We start from the raw sequence: 24,022 nt of genomic DNA on the forward strand, positions 1-24,022 counted from the left end.
CGGCAATGCCGCCGGTGGCATTTACAATGCTTCGACCGGCACCCTGAAAATCGTCGGCACCTCGGTCATCAGCAACAACCTCGGTGCGGGGGGCGGCGGTGGTGGTGGCGGCGGACTGGGCAGCAATGCTTCCAACGGCGGCATCGCCGGGCGCGGCGTCGGCGCCATCTGGAACCAGGGCGGCACGGTGCTTATCACGGCGGCCAACTTCGCCGCCATCAGCGGCAACGCCGCAGGCAGCGGTGCCGGTGGTACGGCATCGGGTGGTGGCACAAACGGTACTTCACCGGCCGCTGTCTCGGCGATCTACAACAACGGCGGCACGCTCAACACCGCCTACGTGGAGCCGCCGACCGCGACTATCGTGATGGCCGACACGGCCCTGAAAATCGGCGAAACCTCGCTGGTGACCATCACCTTCAGCCGGGCGGTGACCGGGTTCACCAACGCCGACCTGACGATTGCCAACGGCACGCTGACATCAGTGAGCAGCAGCGACGGCGGCCTGACCTGGACGGCAACCTTCACGCCGACCAACAACATTACCGACAGCACCAACCTGATCACCCTCGACAACACCGGGGTGACCGCGATCAACGACGGCGTGGCGGGTGTCGGTACGACCAACTCCGTCAACTACGCCATCGACACCGCGCGGCCGACCGTGACCATCGTGATGTCCGATACGGCGTTGAAGATCGGCGATACGTCGCTGGTGACTTTCACCTTCAGTGAAGCGGTGACCGGTTTCACCAACGCCGATCTGTCTATCGCCAACGGCACGTTGAGCGCAGTGAGCAGCAGCGACGGCGGCATCACCTGGACCGGAACGTTCACCCCGAGCGCCAGCATCAGCGATACCACCAACCTGATTACCCTGGACAACACCGGTATCGCCGACCTTGCCGGTAACGCCGGCACCGGCACCACCGATTCGGTCAATTATGCGATCGATACCGTGCGGCCGACGGCAACCATTGTGGTGGCCGACACCAATCTGGCGGGCGGTGAAACCTCGCTGGTGACCATCACCTTCAGCGAAGCGGTCAGCGGCCTCACCACCGCCGACCTGACCGTGGCCAACGGGACCCTGAGCGGTTTGAGCAGCAGTGACGGCGGCATCACCTGGACCGCCATGCTGACGCCGACCACCAACATTACCGACACCACCAACCTGGTCACCCTGGATAACACCGGGGTTGTCGATCTCGCCGGCAACGCCGGCAGTGGCACCACCAATTCCAACAATTACGCGATCGACACCGCGCGTCCGACCGCGACCATCGTGGTCGCAGACACCGCGCTGAAAATCGGCGAAACCTCGCTGGTGACTATCACCTTCAGCGAAGCGGTGACCGGTTTCACCAACGCCGACCTGACCATTGCCAACGGCACGCTGACTGCCGTGAGCAGCAGCGACGGCGGCATTACCTGGACGGCGACATTCACGCCGACCGCCAGCATCACCGACGCGACCAACCTGATCACGCTGAACAACACCGGCATCGCTGATCTGAACGGCAACGCCGGCAGCGGCACCACCGACTCCAACAACTACGCCATCGATACCGTGCGCCCGACCGCGACCATCGTGGTGGCCGACAACAACCTGCGGATCGGTGAAACCTCGCTGGTGACCATCACTTTCAGCGAAGCGGTCAGCGGTTTCACCAATGCCGATCTGACGATTGCCAACGGCACCTTGAGCGCAGTCAGCAGCAGCGACGGCGGCATCACCTGGACGGCGACGTTCACCCCGAGCGCCAGCATCACCGATACCACCAACCTGATCACCCTGGACAACACCGGCATCGTCGACCTGGCGGGCAACGCCGGTAGCGGCACCACCGATTCGAACAATTATGCGATCGATACGGTGCGGCCAACCGCGACCATCGTGGTGGCCGACAGCAACCTCACTGCCGGCGAAACCTCGCTGGTGACCATCACCTTCAGCGAAGCGGTCAGCGGTTTCACCAACGCCGACCTGACGATTGCCAACGGTACGCTGACCGCCGTGAGCAGCAGTGACGGCGGCATCACCTGGACTGCGACGTTCACGCCGAACGTGGGCGTCAATGACGCGACCAACCTGATCACCCTGGCAAATACCGGCATCGCCGACCTTTCGGGCAACACCGGCAGCGGCACGACCAACTCCAATAACTACACCATCGACACCGTGGTGCCGACCGCGACCATTGTCGTGGCGGACTCCAGCCTGAAAATCGGCGAAACCTCGCTGGTGACCATCACCTTCAGTGAGGCCGTGACCGGTTTCACCAACGCCGACCTGACCATCGCCAACGGCACGCTCAGCGCGGTCAGCAGCAGCGACGGCGGCATTACCTGGACGGCCACGTTCACGCCGACCACCAATATCACCGACGCCACCAACCTGATCACGCTGGACAACACTGGCGTGCAGAACCTGTCGGGCAATGCCGGCAGCGGCACCACCGATTCGAACAACTATTCAATCGACACGGTGCGTCCGACCGCCACCATCGTGGTCGCCGACACGGCGCTCGGCGTCGGCCAGACCAGCCTGGTGACCATCACCTTCAGCGAAGCCGTGACCGGTTTCACCAACGCCGACCTGACGATCGCCAACGGTACGCTGAGCGCGGTCAGCAGCAGCGACGGCGGCATCACCTGGACGGCGACGTTCACGCCGGCGGCGGGCATCACCGATACCACCAACCTGATCACCCTGGATAACACCGGCATCACCGACCTGGCAGGCAACGCCGGCAGCGGCACCACCGATTCCAACAACTATGCGGTCGACAGTCAGCGTCCGACGGCGACCATCGTCATGAGCGACATTGACCTGCGTCCCGGCGAAACCGCGCTGGTGACCATCACCTTCAGCGAGGCGGTGACCGGTTTCGATAACTCTGACCTGAGCGTCGCCAACGGCACGCTGAGCAATGTCTCGTCGAGCGACGGCGGCCTCACCTGGACGGCCACCTTCACGCCGGACATCGGTGTCAGCGACCTGACCAACCTGATTGTCCTGAACAACACCGGTATCACCGACCTGGCCGGCAACACCGGCACTGGCACCACCAACTCGGCCAATTACCAAGTGCAGACCCAGGTGCCGACTGCCACCATCGTGGTAGCCGACCCTGCGCTCAAGGCCGGGGAAACCTCGCTGGTGACCATCACTTTCAGCGAAGCGGTCAGTGGGTTCGACAACAGTGACCTGATCATCGCCAATGGCACGCTGAGCAACGTCAGCAGCAGTGACGGCGGCATCACCTGGACTGCGACGTTCACCCCGACTGCCAATGTCACTGACGCCACCAACCTGATCAGCCTGAACAATGCCGGAGTGACCAGCGTCTCAGGCAACAGCGGTATCGGCACCACCGATTCCAACAACTTCGCCATCGACACCGCGCGGCCAACAGCCACCATTGTGGTTGCCGATAACCGCCTCGGTATCGGTGAAACCACCACCGTGACCTTCACCTTCAACGAAGCGGTGATCGGGTTCGATCTGGGGGACATCAGCGTCGCCAACGGTTCGTTGTCAAACCTGAGCAGCAGCGACGGCGGCGTGACCTGGACCGCAACCTTCACGCCGACAGCCAACGTCAACGATCCGACCAACCTGATCCTGATCGACACCGGCGGCGTCCAGGACCTGGCCGGCAACCTCGGGGCGAGCATCGCCATCTCCAACAACTACATCCTCGACGCGACCCGGCCGACGGTGAACATCGTGGTCGCCAATCCGAATCTGGGCATCGGCCAGAGCACCACGGTGACCTTCACCTTCAGCGAGGCGGTGAGCAATTTCGACCTGTCCGACCTGAGCGTGACCAACGGTGACCTCAGCAACCTGACCAGCAGTGACGGCGGCAAGACCTGGACCGCGACTTTCACGCCGACCGCGAATGTCACCGACCCGAGCAACTTCATCGCGCTGGACACCAGCAACGTCACCGACCTTGCGGGCAACGCCGGCAGCACGGTGGCGGTGTCGAACAACTACGCCCTCGACAGCGAACGGCCGACCGCGACGGTGGTAATCGCCAATCCGAACCTGGGCGTCGGTCAGACTTCGCAGGTGACCATCACCTTCAACGAAGCGGTGAGCGGTTTCGACCTGTCGGACCTCAGCGTAGCCAACGGCACTCTGTCCAACCTGAGCAGCAGCGACGGTGGCAAGACCTGGACCGCGACCCTGACGCCGAACGCCAACGTCAACAGCGCCAGCAATGCGATCAGCATCAACACCGCCGGGGTCAGCGACCTGTCGGGCAACAGCGGCAGCAGCGTCAGCAGTTCCGGCAATTACGTGATCAACACGGTGCCTGTGCCTCCTGTGACACCGACTACTCCGTTGATCGTGGTGACACCGGATCCGGAGTTCCGCAGCAGCGATCCGGTCGCGCCGCCGCCACCGCCGAACGTTCCGCTGCAGCCGATCGTCTTCACCGCGCCCACTGGCGACCTCGGTTCACCGCTGACTTTCGCGCCGTTGTTCGAGCAACGGGTGATCGGCAACGGCATCCGTCCGCTGGGGGATATTTTCATCAACCGCGGTGCATTGAGCCCGAGCTTCATTGCCCAGGTTTTCAGCAGCAGCGACAACCTGGGTGACGGTTCCGGTCATGGCTTCCTCGGGTTTGGTGGCGGTGATGGCGGGGTGTTCGGCAGCAGCACGCTGTCGAGCCTGTTCAATCAGGACAGCAGCACCGAGCGCGATTCGCTGAATGCCTTCGACCGTCATTCGATCAAGGGCGGCGATATTTCCCAGGGCCTGCGCGGTGTGTTCGGCGCGCCGACCCTGGGCCAGCAACTGCAACAGATCAAGGACAGCGAGCAGCACCGGGTCGACAACCTGGCGGCAGCACTGCAACAGGTCGGCATCAGCGAAATGCCGGCCTGACAACACACAACAACTCACATATGTGCGGGACCTAGGGGCGATCCAGGGATGAAGAAAAGTCAGAAGTTGTTCGGCGCCAGCCTGCTGGCGCTGGCGATCAGCGGATGTGCAGTGACCAGTGAACCGATCGAACGCAGTGTCAGTGAACAAAGGGCCCGGGCCGACCTGCAAAGCATGTACAAGGGCCAGGAGCCGCTGAGCGGTCCGCTGACCCTGCACCAGGCCATGGCCCGCGCGGTGAAATACAACCTCGAAGGCCGCTTGAAAATCATGGAGGAAGCGCTGGCCAAGCGGCAGCTCGACCTCGCCAGTTTCGACATGCTGCCGCGCATGGCGCTGGACGCCGGTTACGTCGGACGTAACAACGTCAGCGCCTCCAGCAGCCAGAGTGTGCGCACCGGCACCCAGTCCCTGGAACCGTCGACCTCTCAGGACCGCGACCGCGACGTCGCCGACCTGACCATGGTCTGGAACGTCCTCGATTTCGGTGTCAGCTACATCAGCGCCAAGCAGCAGGGCGACCAGCGCCTGATCGTTCAGGAGCGCCGGCGCAAGGTGATCAACACCATCGTTCAGGACGTGCGCTCGGCCTATTGGCGGGCGATGGCTGCCGAACGCCTGCTCAAGCAGATCGACAGCCTGATGGCGCGAGTCGACACCGCCCGCCGCAACAGCGAAAGCATGAGTGAACAGCGCATCGGCGATCCGGTGCAGTCGCTCGGTTACCAGCGTTCGCTGATCGAGGCGACCCGGCAACTGGAAGAACAACGCCGCGCGCTGTCGCTGGCGAAAACCGAACTGGCGACCCTGATCAACCTGCCGCTGGGCACCAACCTGACCTTGGCCACCGATGACGGTTACCGGATCCCGGAACTCAAGGTCGATCTGAGCAAGCTCGAACAGGAAGCCCTTACCAGCCGCCCGGAACTGCGCGAGCAGGACTACCAGACCCGGATCAGCGCCGCCGAAACCCGCAAGGCCATGCTGCGTCTGCTGCCGGGCCTGGAGTTCTCCGCCGGCGGGCACTACGACAGCAACTCGTTCCTGGTCGAACAGGGCTGGGCCGACTACGGCGTCAAAGTCACCTGGAACCTGTTCAACGTGATCTCTGCCCCGGCGGCTATCGATGTGGCGAAGGCCGGTGAAGAAGTCGCTGCTGCACGCCGTCAGGCGATGTCGATTGCGGTGTTGGCGCAGCTCTACGTGGCCAATGCCAACTATCAGGAGGCGCTGCGCCAGTTCAAGACCAACCAGCAACTGTCGGACATCGACGGGCAAATTGTCGGTCAGTTGCGTAACCGTCGTCAGGCCGACGGCATTGGTGAGCTGGACCTGATTCAGGGCGAGCTCAACACCTTGCAGGCCGACTTGCGGCGTGACCTGTCTTACGCCGATCTGCGCAATGCCTATGGCCAGATCTTCGCCAGCGCCGGCCTCGATCCGCTGCCGGATCAGGTGCAGTCGACCGAAGTCCAGTCGATCGCCACCGCTCTGGCCAACCGCGAAGCCGCGTGGGCCTCGGGGGATATTTCGCTGCCGGTGGCCCATGCCGCCGCGCAGTGACGTATTGGCGCCGACTGCCAGCATCAGCCGTGCCCAACGCGAGGCCCGCAACGGCCATCGCGGCACGGCGATGCTGCTGACCGGCTTGCCGGCGGCAGGCAAATCGACCCTTGCCCAGGCGTTGCATGCCGAGTTGTTCAGTCGTGGTCTGCAAAGTGTGGTGCTCGATGGCGATGGCCTGCGCGTCGGGCTCAACCGTGACCTGGGTTTTACCGATGCCGACCGCCTGGAAAACATCCGCCGCGCCAGTGAGCTGGCGGCGTTGCTGGTGGAGAACGGGCAGATCGTGATTCTGGCGATGATCGCGCCGTTGGCGGAACTGCGCGAAGTGTTTGCCCGCCGTTTGAGCGAGGACTATCGCGAAGTCTGGTGCAGCGCCGCGCTGGCGGTGTGCGAGCAGCGCGATCCGAAAGGGCATTACGCCCGGGCCCGGCGTGGCGAGCTGGCCGGGTTCACCGGCGTGTCGGCGCCTTACGAGGCACCGGCCCAGGCTTCGCTGGTGCTCGACACCGGCACGCTGACGGTCGAAGCCTGTCTCGACCGGTTGCTGACCTGGCTCGGCGAATCCGCGGTGTTGCCCAACGCATGAGCCGGCCGGCGTTCTCACGGTTGCCAGTGACGGTGGACCTGCCGTTGCTGTTGCAGGCGCTGGCGGCGATTGAAGACGCTGCCTGGCGCGGTCATTTCAACACCGCTTATTTCGCCGGCGACTGGAGCGGTGTGGCGCTGATTTCTGCCGCCGATGCGCTGACCGAACTGTCCCCCGGCAGCGCCGAACCCGTAAAGCGCAATCCTTGGCTGAATGACCGTCGCTGGCAGCAGGCCCTTCGGGATCTGCCACTGGACATCGTCAGTGCGCGGCTGTTGCGACTGGGGCCGGGCGGGCAGATTCATGAACATCGCGACTACGACCTTGAGGGCGTGGACGCCGATTTGCGCCTGCACATTCCGCTGCTCAGTCCGCCTGCCGTGGACTTCTGGCTCGACGGCCAGCGGATGCCGATGGCGAAGGGAGAATGCTGGTTTCTCGATCTCGCCCGACCGCATCGAGTCGACAATCGCGACAGCACGGTTCGGGTTCATCTGGTGCTCGATTGCCGCCCCGCGCCCTGGCTGGAGCAGATGATTGTTGACGGTTTGCCGAGCACTCCGCGGCCCGATGGCGCGGAGACGGCGCTGCAGCGTTTTCAACGGTTGCTGGTCACGGATCCGTTGCTGTCCGCAACGTTGCAGGCACTGCACGACCCTGACGCATTCACCGCTCAGACGCTGGCGCTGGCCGCTGAACGCGGTCTGCCCTTTTCCCGTGAAGAACTGCTGGCGGCGATGCGCAATGGTCGCCGGTCATGGAACGAACAATGGCGTCTGTGAATTTCGACGGCTGGCTGCCGATCCGCATCTGGAAAACCGCCGGGCAATGGCAGGTCGACTGGTGCTGGTTTGGCGACACACCGCTGCATCAGCCGTTCTTTCGTGAAGCCGTCGAAGACGCGTTGCGCCTGCCGTTCAATCAGGCGTTCCGCCGGCAAACGCCCTTGTCGGCACTCATGGATTGGCAGGCGCTCAGTCCGGGTCTGCCGCCGAGTGCCTTCATCCTGCACGCCTCTCGTTGCGGCTCGACGCTGATCAGCCAGATGCTCGCCCGGCTCGACGATCACATCGTGGTCTCGGAGCCGCCGTCCCTCGATGCCTTGCTGCGTAGCGATCTGCCGGGCGAAGAACGCCGCGCGGCCATCGCTGGATTGCTCTCGGCGTATGGTCAGCGGCGGCGCGGTACGGAGCAGCGGCTGGTGATCAAGCTCGACGCCTGGAACATCGGCGAATGGCCGTTGCTGCAGGAATGCTTTCCCGATACGCCTTGGCTGTTTGTCTATCGCGATCCGCTGGAAATCGCCGTCTCGCACCTGCGCCGCCCCGGCCTGCACATGGTGCCGGGTGCACTCGGCGATTGTGTGCTGGACGACGATTTGCCGTTCGAGGGCAGCGAGGATTTCATCGCCCGGCGGCTGGGGCGCCTGCTGGAGGCGGGGTGGGTGCATTGCCGTGATTCTGCCGGGCTGGCGCTGAACTACAGCGAATTGCCCGACGCGATGAGCGGGCGGCTGGCGCGGTTTTTCGGGCTCAGCGCCACGCAGTGTGAACAGGCGATGGCGGCGACGGCGCAGCACGCGAAGCAGCCGTCACAACCCTTTGTCGTCGATGGCGAACACAAGCGGCGCGAAGCATCGGCGCTGTTGCAGGCACGGATCGAAGATTGCGCCCGTGCGCCCTATGCCGCGCTGGAACGCTTGCGCGCGCTCACGATTTCGCCGACAGATCCGCCATCCCCTTGAGCAACTCGATCGGCAACGGAAAGACGATGGTCGAGCTCTTGTCGCCGGCAATCGAACTCAAGGTCTGCATGTAGCGCAGTTGCATGGCGCCGGGCTGGCGGCCGAGCATTTCGGCGGCCTGCATGAGCTTTTCCGAGGCCTGCAATTCGCCTTCGGCGTGGATCACCTTGGCTCGCCGTTCCCGCTCGGCTTCGGCTTGTTTCGCGATGGCGCGCACCATTGATTCGTTGAGATCGACGTGCTTGATTTCGACGTTGGCGACCTTGATTCCCCAGGCGTCGGTCTGGGCGTCGAGCACTTGCTGGATGTCGATGTTCAGGCGTTCGCGCTCGGCCAGCAGTTCGTCCAGCTCATGTTTGCCGAGCACTGCGCGCAGGGTGGTCTGGGCCAGTTGGCTGGTGGCCATGAGGAAATCTTCGACCTGGATGATCGCTTTCTGTGGGTCGAGCACTCGGAAGTACAGCACCGCGTTGACCTTCACCGACACGTTGTCGCGGGTGATCACGTCCTGTGACGGCACGTCGAGGACGATGGTGCGCAGGTCGACCCGAACCATTTGCTGCACCACCGGAATCAAAAGGATCAGCCCCGGCCCCTTGACCTGCCAGAAGCGTCCGAGCTGGAACACCACGCCGCGTTCGTATTCGCGCAGGATGCGGAACGTCGAGCCGGCCAGGGCGATCAGCAACAGCAGCAGCGCGACAAAACCGATTTGCAGACCCATGATCACTCTCCGAGCGGTGCCGCGTCAGTCGCGGCCACTTGCAGCAACAGACCCTTGCGCCCGACCACGCGCACCGGTTGCCCGGTGTGCAGCGGCGTGGCGCTCAGCACCTGCCAGCGTTCTCCTTGTAATTGCACCCAGCCGTTGCGGCTGTCTTCCGGTTGCACCACCGTCACCGCCGTGACACTGCCGAGCAGGCCGGCATCGCCGCTGACCGGTTGGCGCGGTCGGGTTTTCAGGGCGCGGATCAGCAATGCGATCAGCAACAGGGCGCTCACCAACCCGAGGCCGATCATCATCGGCACCGGCAGTTCGGCGTTGCTCAGGATCAGCGCGCCGATCACGAACATGACGATACCGCCGAGGCCGATCAGCCCGTAGTTGGGCAGCGCGGCTTCGGCGATCAGAAATGTGATGCCCAAGGTAATCAGCCACAGGCCGACCGGACTGACGGCGGTAAACGGACCGTCCGCCGCAACCACCGATCCACTCAGCAGCAACAGGGCAAGCGCACAGCAACGGATGTTCACGTGACCCTCCGCGAGAGTCAGGACTTGTTCTTACAGTCTAGTTGAGGCTGCGGCTGGATGATTTTTAACCAGTTTGCCCGCCTCGCCAGTGGGCGGATTTCCCGGTGTTCGCGGCCCGCCGGACTAGACTTTCAAGGACAGCCACAGCGTTTCATTACCGTCCGCCGCGCAGCGTCGGCGGGCACCGAGGTGCATCATGCGTATGGCCAAGAAAGTGCAGAGCAGCCTCAACCGGGCGCAATGCGAATATGACATCGTCACCCACCCGCACTCGTCCAGCAGCCTGGAAACGGCGCGGGTCTCCGGGATTGCCGCAGAACGGGTGGCCAAATCGGTGATCCTGGACGACCGTCACGGGCACTACCTGATGGCGGTGCTGCCCGCCAGCCGCCACTTGGACTTGAGCAAAGTGCGCAGCAGCGGCGAATGGCAAATCACCCGCGAAAGCAATCTGGCGCACATTTTCGACGACTGCGAACGCGGCGCTGTACCGCCACTGGGCGATTCCTACGGCCTGGACATGGTCATCGACCCGCTGCTGACCCGGCAGAAAGACATCTACCTGGAAGCCGGCAACCACAACAACCTGCTGCACATGAGCATGCCCGAATTCCTGAAAATGGTGCCGCATGCGCAGGTGCGGGAGTTGAGTCAGTAGGTTTGCGGCGCTTTTGACGACGCTAATCGCGAGCAGGCTCGCTCCCACAGGTTCTGCGCTAGACCTGTGGGAGCGGGCCTGCTCGCGAAAAATCTTTCACACCCTATAAATCTCGCAGGAGTTCCGACATGGAAAACCCGACGCACAGCCTCCCATCCCTGTTCAAGCAACTCGGCCTGGACAACGACCCGGTCAGCATCGACCAGTTCATCGCCACCCATTCTCCGCTCAAACCGGAACTGCACCTGTGCGACGCGTTTTTCTGGACCAAGAGCCAGGCGGATTTCCTGCGCGACGAGATTCTCGATGATGCGGATTGGGCGGAGGTGGTGGATCAGTTGGATGTGATGTTGAGGAAGGGGCGGGGGTAATTATCAGCTTGCCGTTCGTAAGCTGAATCGACTCATCCGGTTGCCAGTAATGCTTCCTTAGACCAGAATTACGACCTCAATTGAGGTCTTTTATTATGCAAAGTGTTCTGGCCGATATGGCTGTCAGTGTTTCTGAACTGAAAAAAAACCCCTCCGCAGTGCTAAACGGCGCGCACGGAGGAGCAGTTGCTGTCCTGAATCACAACCGGGTCATGGGCTACATGGTGCCGGCTGACGTTTACGAAGCCATGATGGAGCGGCTCGATGATCTCGAGTTGGCAGAAATCGTTCGTTCTCGCAGTCACGAGACTCCCATACCGGTAAGCCTGGATGACCTATAAGCTCGAATTTCTGCCTTCCGCTCACAAAGAGTGGAACAAACTGGGTCATACGCTGCGTGATCAATTTAAAAAGAAGCTGGCTGAGCGTCTTGAGCGTCCGCGTATTCCGGCTGACTCGCTCCACGGCATGCCTGATTGCTACAAGATCAAACTCAAAGCGTCCGGTTATCGACTGGTTTACCAAGTGATCGAAGAGCGGGTGGTTGTCTCGGTAGTCGCCGTGGGTAAGCGCGAGCGAAGCGACGTCTACGAAAACGCGAAAAGACGTTGAGTTGAAGCACGCAACCCAATTTGTTTCAAAACTTGACTGAATTTCCCCACCAATGCGATATTGATAGTTAGCAAACTAACAGTGTGTGCATTCCCTCGTGCCGAATAACCTCGACGCTCTCCAGATGAACATCAGCAGTGCCATGGTGGTGGCCGCCAGGCATTGGCGGAAGATCTGCCAGACCACGCTGGTCAATTATGGAATCTCCGAAGCCTGCGCCGTCCCGTTGTTGATGATCGGGCGGCTGGGCGAGGGTGTGCGCCAGGTGCAGGTGGCGCAGGCGGCGGGGATGGAGTCGCCGTCGCTGGTACGCCTGCTCGATCAGTTGTGTCACGCCGGGTTTGTCTGCCGCACCGAAGATGCCCAGGACCGTCGCGCCAAATGCCTGAGCCTGACCGACACCGGCCGTGAGCTGGTGCAAGCGGTGGAGGCGCAACTGGTGCGTCTGCGTCATGAAGTGCTCGAAGGCATCGACCAGCGCGATCTGGAGGCTACGCTTCGAGTACTGAGAGCTTTTGAGGCGGCCACTCCGCCAACGGTGATCAATCCGTGAACGGGTTCTTTTCCGGCATGCCCCCGGCGCGGGACTGGTTCTATGGGGTCCGCACGTTCGCGGCCTCGATGACTGCGCTGTACATCGCCCTGCTCATGCAGATGCCGCGCCCTTACTGGGCGATGGCCACGGTGTACATCGTTTCCAGCCCGTTCCTCGGCCCGACCAGTTCCAAGGCGCTGTATCGGGCGATCGGCACGTTTCTCGGTGCGGCGGCGGCGGTGCTGTTCGTGCCGATGTTCGTCCAGAGCCCGTATGTGCTGGTGGTGGTCATCGCCTTGTGGACGGGGATTTTGCTGTTCCTGTCCCTGCACCTGCGCACCGCCAACAACTACGCGCTGATGCTGGCCGGCTACACCTTGCCGCTGATCGCCCTGCCGGTGGTGGATAACCCGCTGGCGGTGTGGGACGTGGCCGAGTCGCGGACTGAAGAGATCTTTCTCGGCATCGCCGTGGCGGCGGTGGTCGGCGCGATGTTCTGGCCACGACGCCTGGCGCCGGTGTTCAACGACGCCGTGGGCAAATGGTTCGCCGACGCCACGACCTACAGCCTTAAATTCCTCAACCGCGACGTGCAGCCCGAAGAGGTCGCAGCCCTGCGCATGGCGATGGTCGGCAGTTTCAACAGCCTGGAGTTGATGATCGGCCAGTTGCCGCACGAGGGTGCGCGGCCGCAGACGGTGCGCAACACCAAGGAACTGCGCGGGCGGATGATCCATCTGCTGCCGGTGATCGATGCCCTTGAAGATTCGCTGTACGCCCTCGAACGGCGCACGCCCGAGCTGGTGGAAAAATTCGCCCCGCTGCTCACTGCGACCCGCGAATGGCTCGGCCACAAAGACGCCGATCTGGAACGCTGGCAAGCGCTGCGGGATCAGCTCGAAGCGCTGCAACCGAGCGCCGAAGCCCTGGAAGATCGCAAACAGTTGCTGTTTTCCAACGCGCTGTATCGCCTCGGCGAATTCATCGATCTGTGGCAGGACTGCCGCAGTCTGCAGGACGCAATCCTGTGCGAGCGCCAGGACAGCTGGCGCGCGGTGTATCGTCACTGGCGCCTCGGTCGCCTGACGCCATTCATCGACCGCGGGCTGATGCTGTATTCGGTGGCCTCGACCATTCTGGCGATCATCGTTGCCTCGGTGTTGTGGATCCTGCTGGGCTGGACCGACGGTGGCAGCGCGGTGATTCTGGCGGCGGTCTCGTGCAGCTTCTTCGCCTCGATGGACGACCCGGCGCCGCAGATCTACCGGTTCTTTTTCTGGACCGGGATGTCGGTGCTGTTTGCCAGTCTGTACCTGTTTCTGGTGCTGCCGAACCTGCATGACTTTCCGATGTTGGTGCTGGCGTTCGCGGTGCCGTTCATCTGTGTCGGCACCCTGACGGTGCAGCCACGCTTCTACCTCGGCATGCTGCTGACGCTGGTCAACACTTCGTCGTTCATCAGCATTTCCGGTGCTTACGACGCGGACTTCTTTGCCTTCGTCAATTCCAACCTGGCGGGCCCGATCGGGTTGTTGTTTGCGTTTATCTGGACGCTGATCGCCCGGCCGTTCGGCGCCGAACTGGCGGCCAAGCGCCTGACCCGTTTCAGCTGGAAAGATATCGTCAGCATGACCGAACCGGCCAACCTCGCCGAACACCGACAGCTTGGCGTGCAACTGCTCGACCGCCTGATGCAGCACCTGCCGCGTCTGGCGCTGACTGGCCAGGACACCGGCATCGCCATGCGCGAAGTGCGCGTGGGGCTGAACCTGCTCGACCTGCTCGCCTACACACCGCGAGTGACGGGCGCGCCCAACGCGTTGCTCAAGCAAGTGGTGGCAGAGGTGGGCGAGTATTTCCGGGCCTGCCTCAAGGCCGGCGAACGCCTGCCGGCGCCCAGTGCCTTGCTGATGACCATGGATCGCACCCGCCGCGCGCTCAACGGCCACGGCGATGAAGAAACCCGGCTCAACCTGTTGCACGCCTTGAGCGGTTTGCGCCTGGCGCTGTTGCCCGGCGTGGAATTCGTTTCCAACGCAGAGCCCGAAGAACCGCTGCCCGAAGGAGCGCCCCTATGATCGGTGATCTGGACATCAGCGGCATTTTCCTGCCGACCCTGCTGGTGTTGATGGGCATCACTTATGTGCTGTTTGTGTTGGTACACGGCGTGCTCACACGCCTGCATTTCTACCGTCTGGTCTGGCACCGGGCATTGTTCAACGTGGCTCTCTACGCCGTGATGCTGTACGGCGTGGATTCACTCAGTCGATACCTGATGACATGAAAAAACCGTTTCTGACCCTCGGTCGCGTCGTCCTGACGCTGCTGATCGTGACTTTCGCCGTCGTCGTGGTCTGGCGCATGGTGATGTATTACATGTTTGCGCCCTGGACCCGCGACGGCCACATTCGCGCCGACATCGTGCAGATCGCCCCGGACGTGTCCGGGCTGATCCAGCAGGTCGAAGTGAAGGACAACCAGTTGGTGAAGCGCGGCCAGGTGCTGTTCAGCATCGACCAGGACCGTTTCAAACTGGCGCTGCGCCAGGCTAAGGCCGCGGTAGCCGATCGCGAAGAAACCCTGGCTCAGGCGCAGCGTGAAGCCAAGCGTAACCGTGGTCTGGGCAATCTGGTGCCAGCCGAACAGCTGGAAGAAAGCCTGTCGAAAGTGGCCCGAGCGCAATCGGCCCTGGCCGAAGCGCTGGTGGCGGTGGACAGCGCTCAGCTCAACCTCGACCGCTCGGTGATCCGCAGTCCGGTGGACGGCTACGTCAACGACCGTGCGCCGCGTTCGCAGGAGTTCGTCACCGCCGGGCGTCCGGTGTTGTCGGTGGTCGACAGCAATTCGTTTCACATCGATGGCTATTTCGAAGAGACCAAACTCGACGGCATCCACATCGGGCAGTCGGTGGATATCCGCGTGATCGGCGACCGCGCTCGCCTGCGCGGGCACGTCGAAAGCATCGTCGCCGGTATCGAAGACCGTGACCGTTCGAGCGGCAGCAACCTGCTGCCCAACGTCAATCCGGCGTTCAGCTGGGTGCGACTGGCGCAACGGATTCCGGTGCGCATTGCCTTCGACGACGTACCGGATGACTTCCGCATGATCGCCGGGCGTACCGCCACCGTGTCGATCATCGACGATCAACCGCAGGAGCCCGCAAAATGAGCAGGGCTCTGATGATCGCCGGACTGGGCATGATGCTGTCGGCCTGCTCGATGGTCGGGCCGGATTATCACGTGCCCGAAGACGCGGCGATCCAGCGCAAGGATTTCCAGGGCGACCTGGCGGTGGCCGGCAAACCGGTGGTGTCGGCCCCGGTGCCGGCGGACTGGTGGCGGCTGTATCAGGATCCGCGTCTTGATCAACTGGTGCAGCAGGCCATGGCGTCCAACACCGATCTGCGGGTGGCAGCGGCGAACCTGTCGCGGGCCCGTGCGCAGGTCGATGAAGCCGAGGCGGCCGGTGGCTGGAGCGGCGGCGTGAAGATGGGCGCGCAACGCTTGCAGGAATCCGGCGAGGCATTCCTGCTGCCGGAGAAAGTGCCGGTGGCCAACGTCGGCGATATCGGCATCAGCGCGTCCTACCAGTTCGACCTGTGGGGCACCCTGCAACGCGGGATTGAAGCGGCGAAGGCCAACGCCGACGCGACCCAGGCCGCTGCCGATACCGCGCGCATCACTCTGGTCGCCGACGTGGTGCGGGCCTACACCCAGGTCTGCGCGGCGAACGAGGAGCGGGAAATCGCCCAGCATTCCCTCGACCTGCAATCCCAGAGCACCACCCTGATCCAGCGTCTGCGCGATGCCGGGCGCGGCGACGAAACCCAGGTCACCCGTTCGCAGACCCAATTCAAATCCCTGCGCGCCGACATGCCGCGCTATGAGGCGGCGCGGCAGGCCGGGTTGTTCCGTCTGTCGATGCTGCTGGCCAAGCCTGTCGATCAATTGCCGGCCGGCACCGCGACCTGCGCCGAACTGCCGAAAATCGCCCAGTTGGTGCCGGTGGGCGATGGCGCTGCGCTGTTCAAGCGTCGGCCGGACATCCGTCAGGCCGAGCGGCGTCTGGCGGCTGCGACGGCTGGTATCGGTATCGCCACCGGCGAGCTGTACCCGGACATCAGCTTCGGCGCGACGATCAGCACTGTCGGCATTCTGGACAACCTTGGCAAACCGTCCACCAACCGCTGGGGCTTCGGCCCGTCGCTGAGCTGGAGCGTGCCGACCAACGGCGCCCGGGCCCGAATCCGCGAAGCCGAAGCCACGACCCAGGGCGCGCTGGCGCATTTCGACGGCGTGGTGCTCAACGCCATCCGCGAAACCCAGACCGGCCTGTCCCAGTACTCCGCGCTGCTGCAACGCCGCGATGCGCTGGCCGATGCCGAGCAGTCGGCGAAGCTGGCGGCCGACCAGACGCACCGCTTCTTCCAGGCCGGCCGCGAGTCATTCCTCGCCGACCTGCAGGCCACCCGCACCTACACCGACGTCACTGCGCAACTGGCCGCCGCCAACACCCAGGTTGCCATGAGCCAGATCGATTTATTCCTTGCCCTGGGTGGCGGTTGGGAAAGCGGACGAACGCAAGCCTCGAGCGCCAGCAAACCCTGAGGCCGTTGCTATGCTTTGAAGTATTGAAAGGGCGCCCCGAACCAGGCGCCTTTTCAGTGCACATCGCTAGCGCAGGTCTAGGGGAAACCAATAATGAAAAACCCTTACGCTCTCGGCTTCTGGTGCGCCCTGGTAGCCCTGGTGCTGCTGTCGGCCACCTATTTCTACGGCATCATGCTGGCCCACCAGATCGACAAGGCAATGGTCTTCCTCGACAGCACCGTGGCGCTGATCGCGGTCATGGCGATCGTGGTCGTGGCGTCGGCGCTGGTGCAGACCCAGCGACTCAAGAAACGCCAGCTCGAGCAAAGCAAGACATTGCTGCTGATCTGGGACACCAAGGTCGCGCTGCGCAAAGTCGAAACCGTATTCGACCGCTACTTCTGGGGCGGCTACTGGCAACCGGGGCGGACCTTCGCCGAAGTCATGGGCGAGCTCACCGGCACGCCGCTGGAAAAAAGCCTCGAAGCCCTGAAAAAACAATGTCTGGCCCTCGACCGACAAGTCGCCGGCGACGGCTGGCACTGGCTCAACAACGCCCGCGAACTGTCGGACGTCGCAACCGCCATGGCCCGCGAGCGTTATCAACTGGACTTCTGCGACCCGCGCAGCGACGGGCCGGGCGGGACGGTGATCGACCGGGATTTCGAAGTGCTGGTGTACACCTGGACCGCACGGCTGAAAAGCTTCGACCATCAGCTCGACGAGATCGAGGTGCAATATTCCTGATCATTAAAAGATCGCCGAACCCGGCGATCTTTTTGTTTGTCCATGTCTCGTGGACATTCTTTAACCTTTAAACATTGGGCCGCGTCGCACTGCCAGTGCTAATCTCCACCGCTAAATTCAGCGGAGTCGCGCCACGGCCCGGTCACGGGTTCAGGGAAGACGACCACACTTTCAGCCACGGAAATCGATCAGGTCATTCATGAATAAATCAGCAGGCGTGCTTCTCGGAATTGTTGTGGCCATTGGCGCCATCAGCGTAGGCGGGGCCTGGTACACGGGCACCAAAATCGAAGGCGTGCTGAACAATGCCGTCGCCAACGCCAACAGCGAGTTGCAGACCGCCATGGCCGGCTCCAACGGCAGTGCATCGCTGGAGCTGGTATCGCTTGAGCGCAACACCTTCAGCAGCACCGCGCACTATCGCCTCAAGGGCGAGGGTGAAATGTTCGGCGAGACGCCGGTCGAGTTGCTGTTCGTCGATCACATCGAACACGGCCCGCTGCCGTTCTCGCGACTGGTGTCGCTGAAATGGCTGCCGGTCATGGCCACCAGTCACTACGAACTGGAAAAGACCCCGATCACCGAAAAATGGTTTGCCGCCACCAAGGGCGCGGCGCCGCTCAAAGGTGTGGTCAACATCGGCTACGACCAGTCCACCACCGGCAACCTCGAACTGCTGCCACTGGAAACTGCGCTGGATGAAAAATCGAACCTGAAGTTTTCCGGTTTGAACATGGATATTTCCGCCAGCGCTCAGGCCCAGAAGGTCAAGGCCGACGGCTACATGGACAGCCTGCACCTGACCACGGTCGCCGAAGACCAGACGCCGGTGCAGATCGAACTCAATGGCCTGACCCTGGCCAGCAACCTCGCCAAGAGCACCTACGGCTACTACACCGGCGAAAACACCCTGGAGTTGACCGCCAGCAAAACCACCTTCGGCGCCAAGCAATCGGTGCTGGGCGTGAAGAACTTCGAAATGAAGAACCGTACCGAAGAGAACGGCAGCAACGCCTCCGGCCGTGCCGACTACAAGGTCGCTGAAGTAACCCTCAACGACAAGAAGATCGGTTCGGCCAATCTGGCCATGAGCCTGAAAAACCTCGACATCCCGTCGGCCATGTCGCTGATGCAGATCTACCAGACCAAGCTGCAGCCATACGAAAAAGCCGCTGCCGAAGCCACCGCCGCCGGCCTGCCGGCACCGGAGCTGAACCTGACCGAGGCCGAGTCGACCCAGGTCAAGGCCGACCTGCAGAAACTGCTGGCAGCCGGGCCGCAGTTGGCGCTGGAAGACCTGTCGCTGAAAACCGCCAACGGCGAAAGCCGGGCGAATCTGGTGCTTGATCTGACCAAGCCTGCATCGATGGACCTGCCACCGGATCAACTGGGCAAACAGTTGATCGCGCTGCTGGACATCAATGTGTTGGTGTCCAAGCCGATGCTGGTCGACCTGCTCAGCGTGCAGGCGCAAATCGATGGCCAGACCGATGCCAAGGCCATCGTTGACCAGGCCAGTGCTGGCGCCGACATGTTCGCCGGCATGGCCGTTGGTTCGCAGTTGGCGACACTGGATGGCACCAACGTTGTCACCAAGCTGCATTACGCCGCCAATCAGGTTGAATTCAACGGCCAGAAGATGACCGTCGAGCAGTTCGTGGGCTTCCTGATGAGCAAGTTCGGCAGTATCGAACAGCCTCAGTAAACGCCTCGCGCGTCACCGAAACGCCCGGCCTCTGCACCCGCAGACGCCGGGCGTTTTGCTGTCTGGCATCCGGGTTAACAGTTAGCCGGGGCCAGTCATCGTCACGAATCTGAACAATTATTGTGTTCTGAATATTGATCTACGCTTGCGTGCAAGACTGCTTGGATAGCTTGGCCAGGTGATCTACTTGGCCTCCGTTACGAATTGGGCAAGGGGGGGGCACTGCTACCCGGCTGGCCATGTAAGGATGCTGACGAATGCCGCGTATTGATGTTCCTGTATTACATCGTGGTTTACGCCCTTTGTTTCGAGTCGCGCTGTGCAGCCAGTTGCTCTGGCCGGCTTTCGCGTACGCCGATACGGCCTACGATCAAATGGTGCTCGACGCCCGGGCCGGGCATTACACACCCGCGCTGACCGTTTTGCGTCAGGTGCCGCCGGCCCAGGCCACCACCGGCCATGTCAGCGATCACCTGCAAATCGCCGGTTGGGCCGGTCTCGACGCCGAAGTGGTGCAGGTCTACGAGACTCAGGGTCGTGGCCGGGCACTGCCGGTTCAGGCGCTGGCCGCCACAGCCCGGGCCTATCGCAACCTCAAGCGCTGGGATCAGGCGATCGAGGTCTACAACAAGGCCCTGACGCTGGAGCCGGATAACGCCGACCTTCAACTCGGTCTGGCGCTGACCCAGGCCGATTCCGGCAAGCCTGACGAAGGCGTGATCCGCGCCCGTTCGCTGGTCGCCGCCAAACCCGATGATCCTTCCCGCCGACTGGCGCTGGGCTACGCCCTGAATCGCGCCGGCAAGCCATACGACGCGCTGTTCGAATACGACCAGGCTTTCGTTCGCGCCGGCAACAAACCCGAGGTCGCTCGCGAATACGTGGTCGCCCTGCAAAAGGCGCGTCTGCCGGAGCCGGCACTGCGGCTGGCCAAACAGCGTCCAGGGCTGATCGATCCCGTCACCTTGCGCCGTCTTGAAGGCGATCTGGCTGCGGAACGCGTGCGACTCGCCGAACTGGCCACCCGCAGCGAAAAAGAACGCTACGTGATCGCCGACCGCGCCCTGGCCGACTACGACCAATTGCTCGCCACCTGGACCCCGGACTCTACGGCCCACGACGACGTGACCCGCTGGCGCATCGACCGCATGGGCGCGCTCAAGGCCCGGGCGCGCACCGCCGAAGTCATCAGCGAATACCAGAAGCTGCAAGCCGAAGGCGTGAAGATCCCGACCTACGCCCTGCGCTGGGTGGCGGCGTCCTATCTGGATCAGCGCCAGCCGGAAATCGCCACCGATCTTTACCGTCAGGTGCTGGCAGCGCCGGACGCCGATGTCGGCGACCGACTCGAAGACACCACGGCGCTGTATTACGCGCTGCTGGAAAGCGACCGCGCCGAAGAGGCGCGCAAAGTCGCTGAAGATCAGGCCAGGGCGCAGAAGCCGCGCGTCGAACTCAAGGGCCTGCCGATCGGCAACCCCAACGACGAATGGATGGACGCCCAGCAACTGGCGGCGCAGGCCGGAACTTACGGTTCCGACCTGCCCCACGGCGAAGAACGTTTGCAGACCCTGGTGGATCAGGCGCCGGGCAACATCGGCCTGCGCCTGGCCCAGGCCGATCTATACCTGGCCCGTAACTGGCCGCGCCGCGCGGAAAACCAGCTCAAGGAAACCGAGAGCATCGCGCCGCGCGACATGGGCCTCGAAGTCGCGCAGGCCCGCACCGCCATGGACTTGCAGGAATGGCGGCAGATGGATGCGCTGACCGATGACGTGGTGGCGCGCTTTCCTGACAACCGTCAGGTCCAGCGTCTGGCCCGTGAACGCGAAGTGCACGACATGTCCGAGCTGCGCGTCGAAGCCTATGGCGGCAAGGCCAACGGAGGCAGCGGTGGCGATGCAGGCGCGGTCTCCGGCAGCCGCGATTTCGGCATCCAGACCACGCTTTACAGCCCGCCGATCGATGAAGACTGGCGGGTGTTCGCCGGGGCCGGATACGCCACCGGCGATTTTGCCGAAGGCACCGGCCACCACCGCTTCCAGCGTGTCGGTCTGGAGCGTCGCACCCGCGACATGACCCTTGAAGCCGAGGTGTCGAATCATTCCTATGGTTTCGGTGACAAGCAGGGCGCGCGTCTGGCGATTGCCCGCGACATCGACGATCACTGGCAATACGGCGGCAGCCTCGAATACCTGTCGGCCGAGACCCCGCTGCGGGCTCTCAACAGCGACATCAAGGCCAACGGCGGCAGCGGTTTCATCCGCTGGCGCGCCAACGAGAGCCGCGAGTGGCGGCTGGCGGTCAGCCCGTCGCACTTCAGCGACGGCAACAATCGCGTCGAAGCCTTGCTGACCGGAAAAGAGGGCGTCTACAGCGCGCCGAACCTGCAAGTCGACGCGGGCCTGGAAGTGGGCACCAGCCACAACTCCAAGTCCGATGACGTGCCGTACTTCAACCCGAAGTCGGACTTCAGCGTCATGCCGCTGCTGAACGTCAATCACATGCTGTACCACCGCTACGAAACGGTATGGAGCCAGCAATTCCAGGCCGGCGCGGGGACTTACAGCCAGCGTGATCACGGCACCGGCGGCATGGCATTGCTCGGTTACGGCCAGCGCTACGCCTGGAACGACGTGTTCGAGGTGGGCGGTTTGTTCAGCGTGATCAACCGGCCCTACGACGGTGACCGGGAAACCGATCTGCGTCTGCTCGTCGACCTCACTTTCCGCTTCTAGAAGAGTTTGAAGATGCCTTTGATTTCGCGTTTCATCCTTCTGCTGGGAGTGCTGCTGGTCAGCGCCTGCGCCCAGCAAGCCCCGGCCTTCGTGCCGCCGTCCGAGCGACCGCTGGCAGCCAATGAAAAGCCCTGGCCGAAAAACCACGTGCTGGGCATTGCCTACCACGACGTCGAAGACCGTGATCCCGATCAGGCAGTGGTGGCGGTGCGCACCGAGCGCCTGCTCGAACAGCTCGCCTGGTTGCGGGAGAACAACTACAAACCGGTGACGGTCGACCAGATCATGGCCGCGCGCAAAGGCGGGCCGGAACTGCCGCCCAAGGCGATCCTGCTCAGCTTCGACGACGGTTACTCAAGCTTCTACACCCGCGTACTGCCGGTGTTGCGCGCCTACAACTGGCATGCGCTGCTGGCGCCGGTCGGCACCTGGATAGATACGCCGCTGAACCAACCGGTGGACTTCGCTGGCACGCCGCGTCCGCGCTCGGACTTCCTGACCTGGGCTCAGGTGCGGGAAATCTCGCAATCGGGCCTGGTGGAAATCGCCGCTCACACCGACGCCAGCCACAAAGGCATCCTCGCCAACCCGCAAGGCAACCTGCAGCCGGCGGCCGCGACCCGACGCTACGATCCAGTGAGCAAACGCTACGAATCCGAAGCCGATTTCCAGGCGCGGATCCGCGCCGACGTGCAGGCGATCTCGGAGAAGATCCGCAAGAACACCGGGAAGAAACCGCGCGTCTGGGTCTGGCCTTACGGGACGGCGGACGGCACGTCGCTGACCGTGGTGAGTGAGGAAGGCTACGAAATGGCCCTGACCCTCGATGACGGTCTCGATGCCCTCGACAACCTGATGAGCGGGCCGCGTTTCCTGGTGGCTTCCGACCCTGATGGCGAGCACTTCGCCAACAGCGTGGTCGGCGTGCAATCGGATTTCACCATGCGCGTCGTGCATGTGGATCTGGACAACGTCTACGACCCGGATCCGGCGCAGCAGGAAATCAACCTCGGCAAACTGATCCAGCGCATGGCCGACATGGGCGCCAACACCGTGTTCCTGCAAGCCTTCGCCGATCCGAAGGGCGATGGCCTGGTGCATTCGCTGTACTTCCCGAACCGTCATCTGCCGATGCGCGCCGACCTGTTCGACCGCGTCGCCTGGCAATTGCGCACCCGGGCTCATGTGAAGGTTTTCGCCTGGATGCCGGTGCTGAGTTTCGAACTGGATTCGAAGCTGCCACGGGTAACGCGCTGGGATCCGAAGACGGGTACGAGCGCTGTCGATCCGGATCAATACAAGCGCCTGTCGCCGTTCGATCCCGAGGTACGGCGGATCATTGGCGAGATCTACGAAGACGTGGCGCGCCTGACTTCGGTCGACGGCATTCTCTACCACGACGACGCAGTGCTCTCGGACTTCGAAGACGCCGGCCCTCAGGCGCTGAAGGCCTATGCCGCCAACGGCCTGCCGGGCTCGATCGCCGCTCTGCGTGACGATCCGGCGGCGATGCAGCGCTGGACGCGCTTCAAGAGCCGCTACCTGATCGACTTCACCAACGAACTGACCGCCAAGGTGCGCGCGATTCGTGGCCCGCAAGTGCTCACCGCACGCAACATCTTCGCCGAGCCGGTGCTCAATCCGCACAGCGAAGCGTGGTTCGCGCAGAACCTCGACGACTTCCTCGGGACTTACGACTGGACGGCGCCGATGGCCATGCCGCTCATGGAAAAACAGACCCAGGCGCAATCCGGCCCGTGGCTCGAAGCGCTGGTGGCGAAGATCAAACAGCGCCCCGGTGCGCTGGATCGCACGGTGTTCGAACTGCAGGCCCGGGACTGGACGAAAAAAGACCAGGCCGACATCGACGGCGCACAACTGGCCGACTGGATGAGCCGCCTCAAGCGTCAGGGCGCCACCAGTTTCGGCTACTACCCGGACAACTTTCTCGAGAACCTGCCGGACCTGAAAACCGTGCGGCCTGCACTCTCCAACAAATGGAACCCATGAC

20 protein-coding genes are annotated in these 24,022 nt (G+C 62.9%); 18 read left to right on the plus strand and 2 right to left on the minus strand.

What is annotated here, in order from left to right:
* From L6D82_RS27175 to L6D82_RS27195, 5 genes are all read left to right on the plus strand, one after another.
* On the plus strand, nucleotides 1-4,906 hold a 4,906-nt coding region (locus L6D82_RS27175), incomplete at its 5' end, for a beta strand repeat-containing protein (protein ID WP_236192027.1).
* A 48-nt stretch (nucleotides 4,907-4,954) separates the two neighbouring features.
* Nucleotides 4,955-6,469 (plus strand): TolC family protein, encoded by a 1,515-nt coding sequence (locus L6D82_RS27180; RefSeq protein ID WP_102717897.1) that lies wholly within the window; start codon nucleotides 4,955-4,957, stop codon nucleotides 6,467-6,469.
* Entirely contained in the window at nucleotides 6,453-7,058 is a 606-nt protein-coding gene (gene cysC / locus L6D82_RS27185; protein ID WP_236192028.1) for an adenylyl-sulfate kinase, read from the plus strand. The genes L6D82_RS27180 and cysC overlap by 17 nt, the downstream gene beginning before the upstream one ends.
* The gene (locus L6D82_RS27190) at nucleotides 7,055-7,840 is read left to right on the plus strand and encodes an aspartyl/asparaginyl beta-hydroxylase domain-containing protein (RefSeq protein ID WP_236192029.1); all 786 of its coding nucleotides are present in this window, start codon (nucleotides 7,055-7,057) and stop codon (nucleotides 7,838-7,840) included. Before cysC ends, L6D82_RS27190 begins: the two co-directional genes overlap by 4 nt.
* Nucleotides 7,828-8,802 carry a sulfotransferase family protein gene (locus L6D82_RS27195; RefSeq protein ID WP_236192030.1) on the plus strand — a complete coding sequence of 325 codons (975 nt, stop codon included), beginning with the start codon at nucleotides 7,828-7,830 and terminating at the stop codon, nucleotides 8,800-8,802. The genes L6D82_RS27190 and L6D82_RS27195 overlap by 13 nt, the downstream gene beginning before the upstream one ends.
* Here the strand turns inward: L6D82_RS27195 and L6D82_RS27200 are convergent.
* Together L6D82_RS27200 and L6D82_RS27205 are read right to left on the minus strand one after the other, a co-directional pair.
* Complete coding sequence (locus L6D82_RS27200; protein WP_236192031.1) at nucleotides 8,768-9,526, minus strand: slipin family protein; 759 nt, start codon at nucleotides 9,524-9,526, stop codon at nucleotides 8,768-8,770. The two genes, L6D82_RS27195 and L6D82_RS27200, sit on opposite strands and share 35 nt — an antisense overlap.
* A 2-nt stretch (nucleotides 9,527-9,528) precedes the next feature.
* Complete coding sequence (locus L6D82_RS27205; RefSeq protein ID WP_085746279.1) at nucleotides 9,529-10,056, minus strand: NfeD family protein; 528 nt, start codon at nucleotides 10,054-10,056, stop codon at nucleotides 9,529-9,531.
* Between the two features lie 196 nt (nucleotides 10,057-10,252).
* Between L6D82_RS27205 and L6D82_RS27210 the strand changes: the two genes are divergently transcribed.
* From L6D82_RS27210 to pgaB, 13 genes are all read left to right on the plus strand, one after another.
* On the plus strand, nucleotides 10,253-10,714 hold the full coding sequence (locus tag L6D82_RS27210; RefSeq protein WP_007957669.1) for an aminoacyl-tRNA deacylase: 462 nt from the start codon (nucleotides 10,253-10,255) through the stop codon (nucleotides 10,712-10,714).
* Nucleotides 10,715-10,842: 128 nt separating this feature from the next.
* On the plus strand, nucleotides 10,843-11,085 hold the full coding sequence (locus L6D82_RS27215; protein WP_085608554.1) for a DUF2789 domain-containing protein: 243 nt from the start codon (nucleotides 10,843-10,845) through the stop codon (nucleotides 11,083-11,085).
* Nucleotides 11,086-11,180: 95 nt separating this feature from the next.
* Nucleotides 11,181-11,426 carry a type II toxin-antitoxin system Phd/YefM family antitoxin gene (locus tag L6D82_RS27220; protein WP_039773014.1) on the plus strand — a complete coding sequence of 82 codons (246 nt, stop codon included), beginning with the start codon at nucleotides 11,181-11,183 and terminating at the stop codon, nucleotides 11,424-11,426.
* Nucleotides 11,416-11,697: a type II toxin-antitoxin system RelE family toxin gene (locus tag L6D82_RS27225; RefSeq protein WP_039773012.1), complete on the plus strand. Its 282-nt coding sequence runs from the start codon at nucleotides 11,416-11,418 to the stop codon at nucleotides 11,695-11,697. The genes L6D82_RS27220 and L6D82_RS27225 overlap by 11 nt, the downstream gene beginning before the upstream one ends.
* A 124-nt stretch (nucleotides 11,698-11,821) precedes the next feature.
* Nucleotides 11,822-12,250, plus strand: a complete 429-nt coding sequence (locus tag L6D82_RS27230) for a MarR family winged helix-turn-helix transcriptional regulator (RefSeq protein ID WP_011331882.1) — start codon at nucleotides 11,822-11,824, stop codon at nucleotides 12,248-12,250.
* On the plus strand, nucleotides 12,247-14,310 hold the full coding sequence (locus L6D82_RS27235; RefSeq protein ID WP_085746280.1) for an FUSC family protein: 2,064 nt from the start codon (nucleotides 12,247-12,249) through the stop codon (nucleotides 14,308-14,310). The genes L6D82_RS27230 and L6D82_RS27235 overlap by 4 nt, the downstream gene beginning before the upstream one ends.
* Nucleotides 14,307-14,516 (plus strand): DUF1656 domain-containing protein, encoded by a 210-nt coding sequence (locus L6D82_RS27240; RefSeq protein WP_007957657.1) that lies wholly within the window; start codon nucleotides 14,307-14,309, stop codon nucleotides 14,514-14,516. The genes L6D82_RS27235 and L6D82_RS27240 overlap by 4 nt, the downstream gene beginning before the upstream one ends.
* The gene (locus L6D82_RS27245; protein ID WP_129973835.1) at nucleotides 14,513-15,400 is read left to right on the plus strand and encodes an efflux RND transporter periplasmic adaptor subunit; all 888 of its coding nucleotides are present in this window, start codon (nucleotides 14,513-14,515) and stop codon (nucleotides 15,398-15,400) included. Before L6D82_RS27240 ends, L6D82_RS27245 begins: the two co-directional genes overlap by 4 nt.
* Nucleotides 15,397-16,839 (plus strand): efflux transporter outer membrane subunit, encoded by a 1,443-nt coding sequence (locus L6D82_RS27250; RefSeq protein WP_236192032.1) that lies wholly within the window; start codon nucleotides 15,397-15,399, stop codon nucleotides 16,837-16,839. Before L6D82_RS27245 ends, L6D82_RS27250 begins: the two co-directional genes overlap by 4 nt.
* Before the next feature lie 93 nt (nucleotides 16,840-16,932).
* Nucleotides 16,933-17,568: an NADH:ubiquinone oxidoreductase subunit N gene (locus L6D82_RS27255; protein WP_085746283.1), complete on the plus strand. Its 636-nt coding sequence runs from the start codon at nucleotides 16,933-16,935 to the stop codon at nucleotides 17,566-17,568.
* Nucleotides 17,569-17,767: 199 nt separating this feature from the next.
* Complete coding sequence (locus L6D82_RS27260) at nucleotides 17,768-19,273, plus strand: YdgA family protein (protein WP_236192033.1); 1,506 nt, start codon at nucleotides 17,768-17,770, stop codon at nucleotides 19,271-19,273.
* Between the two features lie 257 nt (nucleotides 19,274-19,530).
* Nucleotides 19,531-22,011: a poly-beta-1,6 N-acetyl-D-glucosamine export porin PgaA gene (gene pgaA, locus L6D82_RS27265; protein ID WP_236192034.1), complete on the plus strand. Its 2,481-nt coding sequence runs from the start codon at nucleotides 19,531-19,533 to the stop codon at nucleotides 22,009-22,011.
* A 12-nt stretch (nucleotides 22,012-22,023) separates the two neighbouring features.
* Nucleotides 22,024-24,021: a poly-beta-1,6-N-acetyl-D-glucosamine N-deacetylase PgaB gene (gene pgaB / locus L6D82_RS27270; protein WP_085746286.1), complete on the plus strand. Its 1,998-nt coding sequence runs from the start codon at nucleotides 22,024-22,026 to the stop codon at nucleotides 24,019-24,021.
* The last annotated feature ends 1 nt before the right edge of the window (nucleotide 24,022 follow it).

The organism is Pseudomonas paraglycinae, from assembly GCF_021601625.1.
Classification (GTDB): domain Bacteria; phylum Pseudomonadota; class Gammaproteobacteria; order Pseudomonadales; family Pseudomonadaceae; genus Aquipseudomonas; species Aquipseudomonas paraglycinae.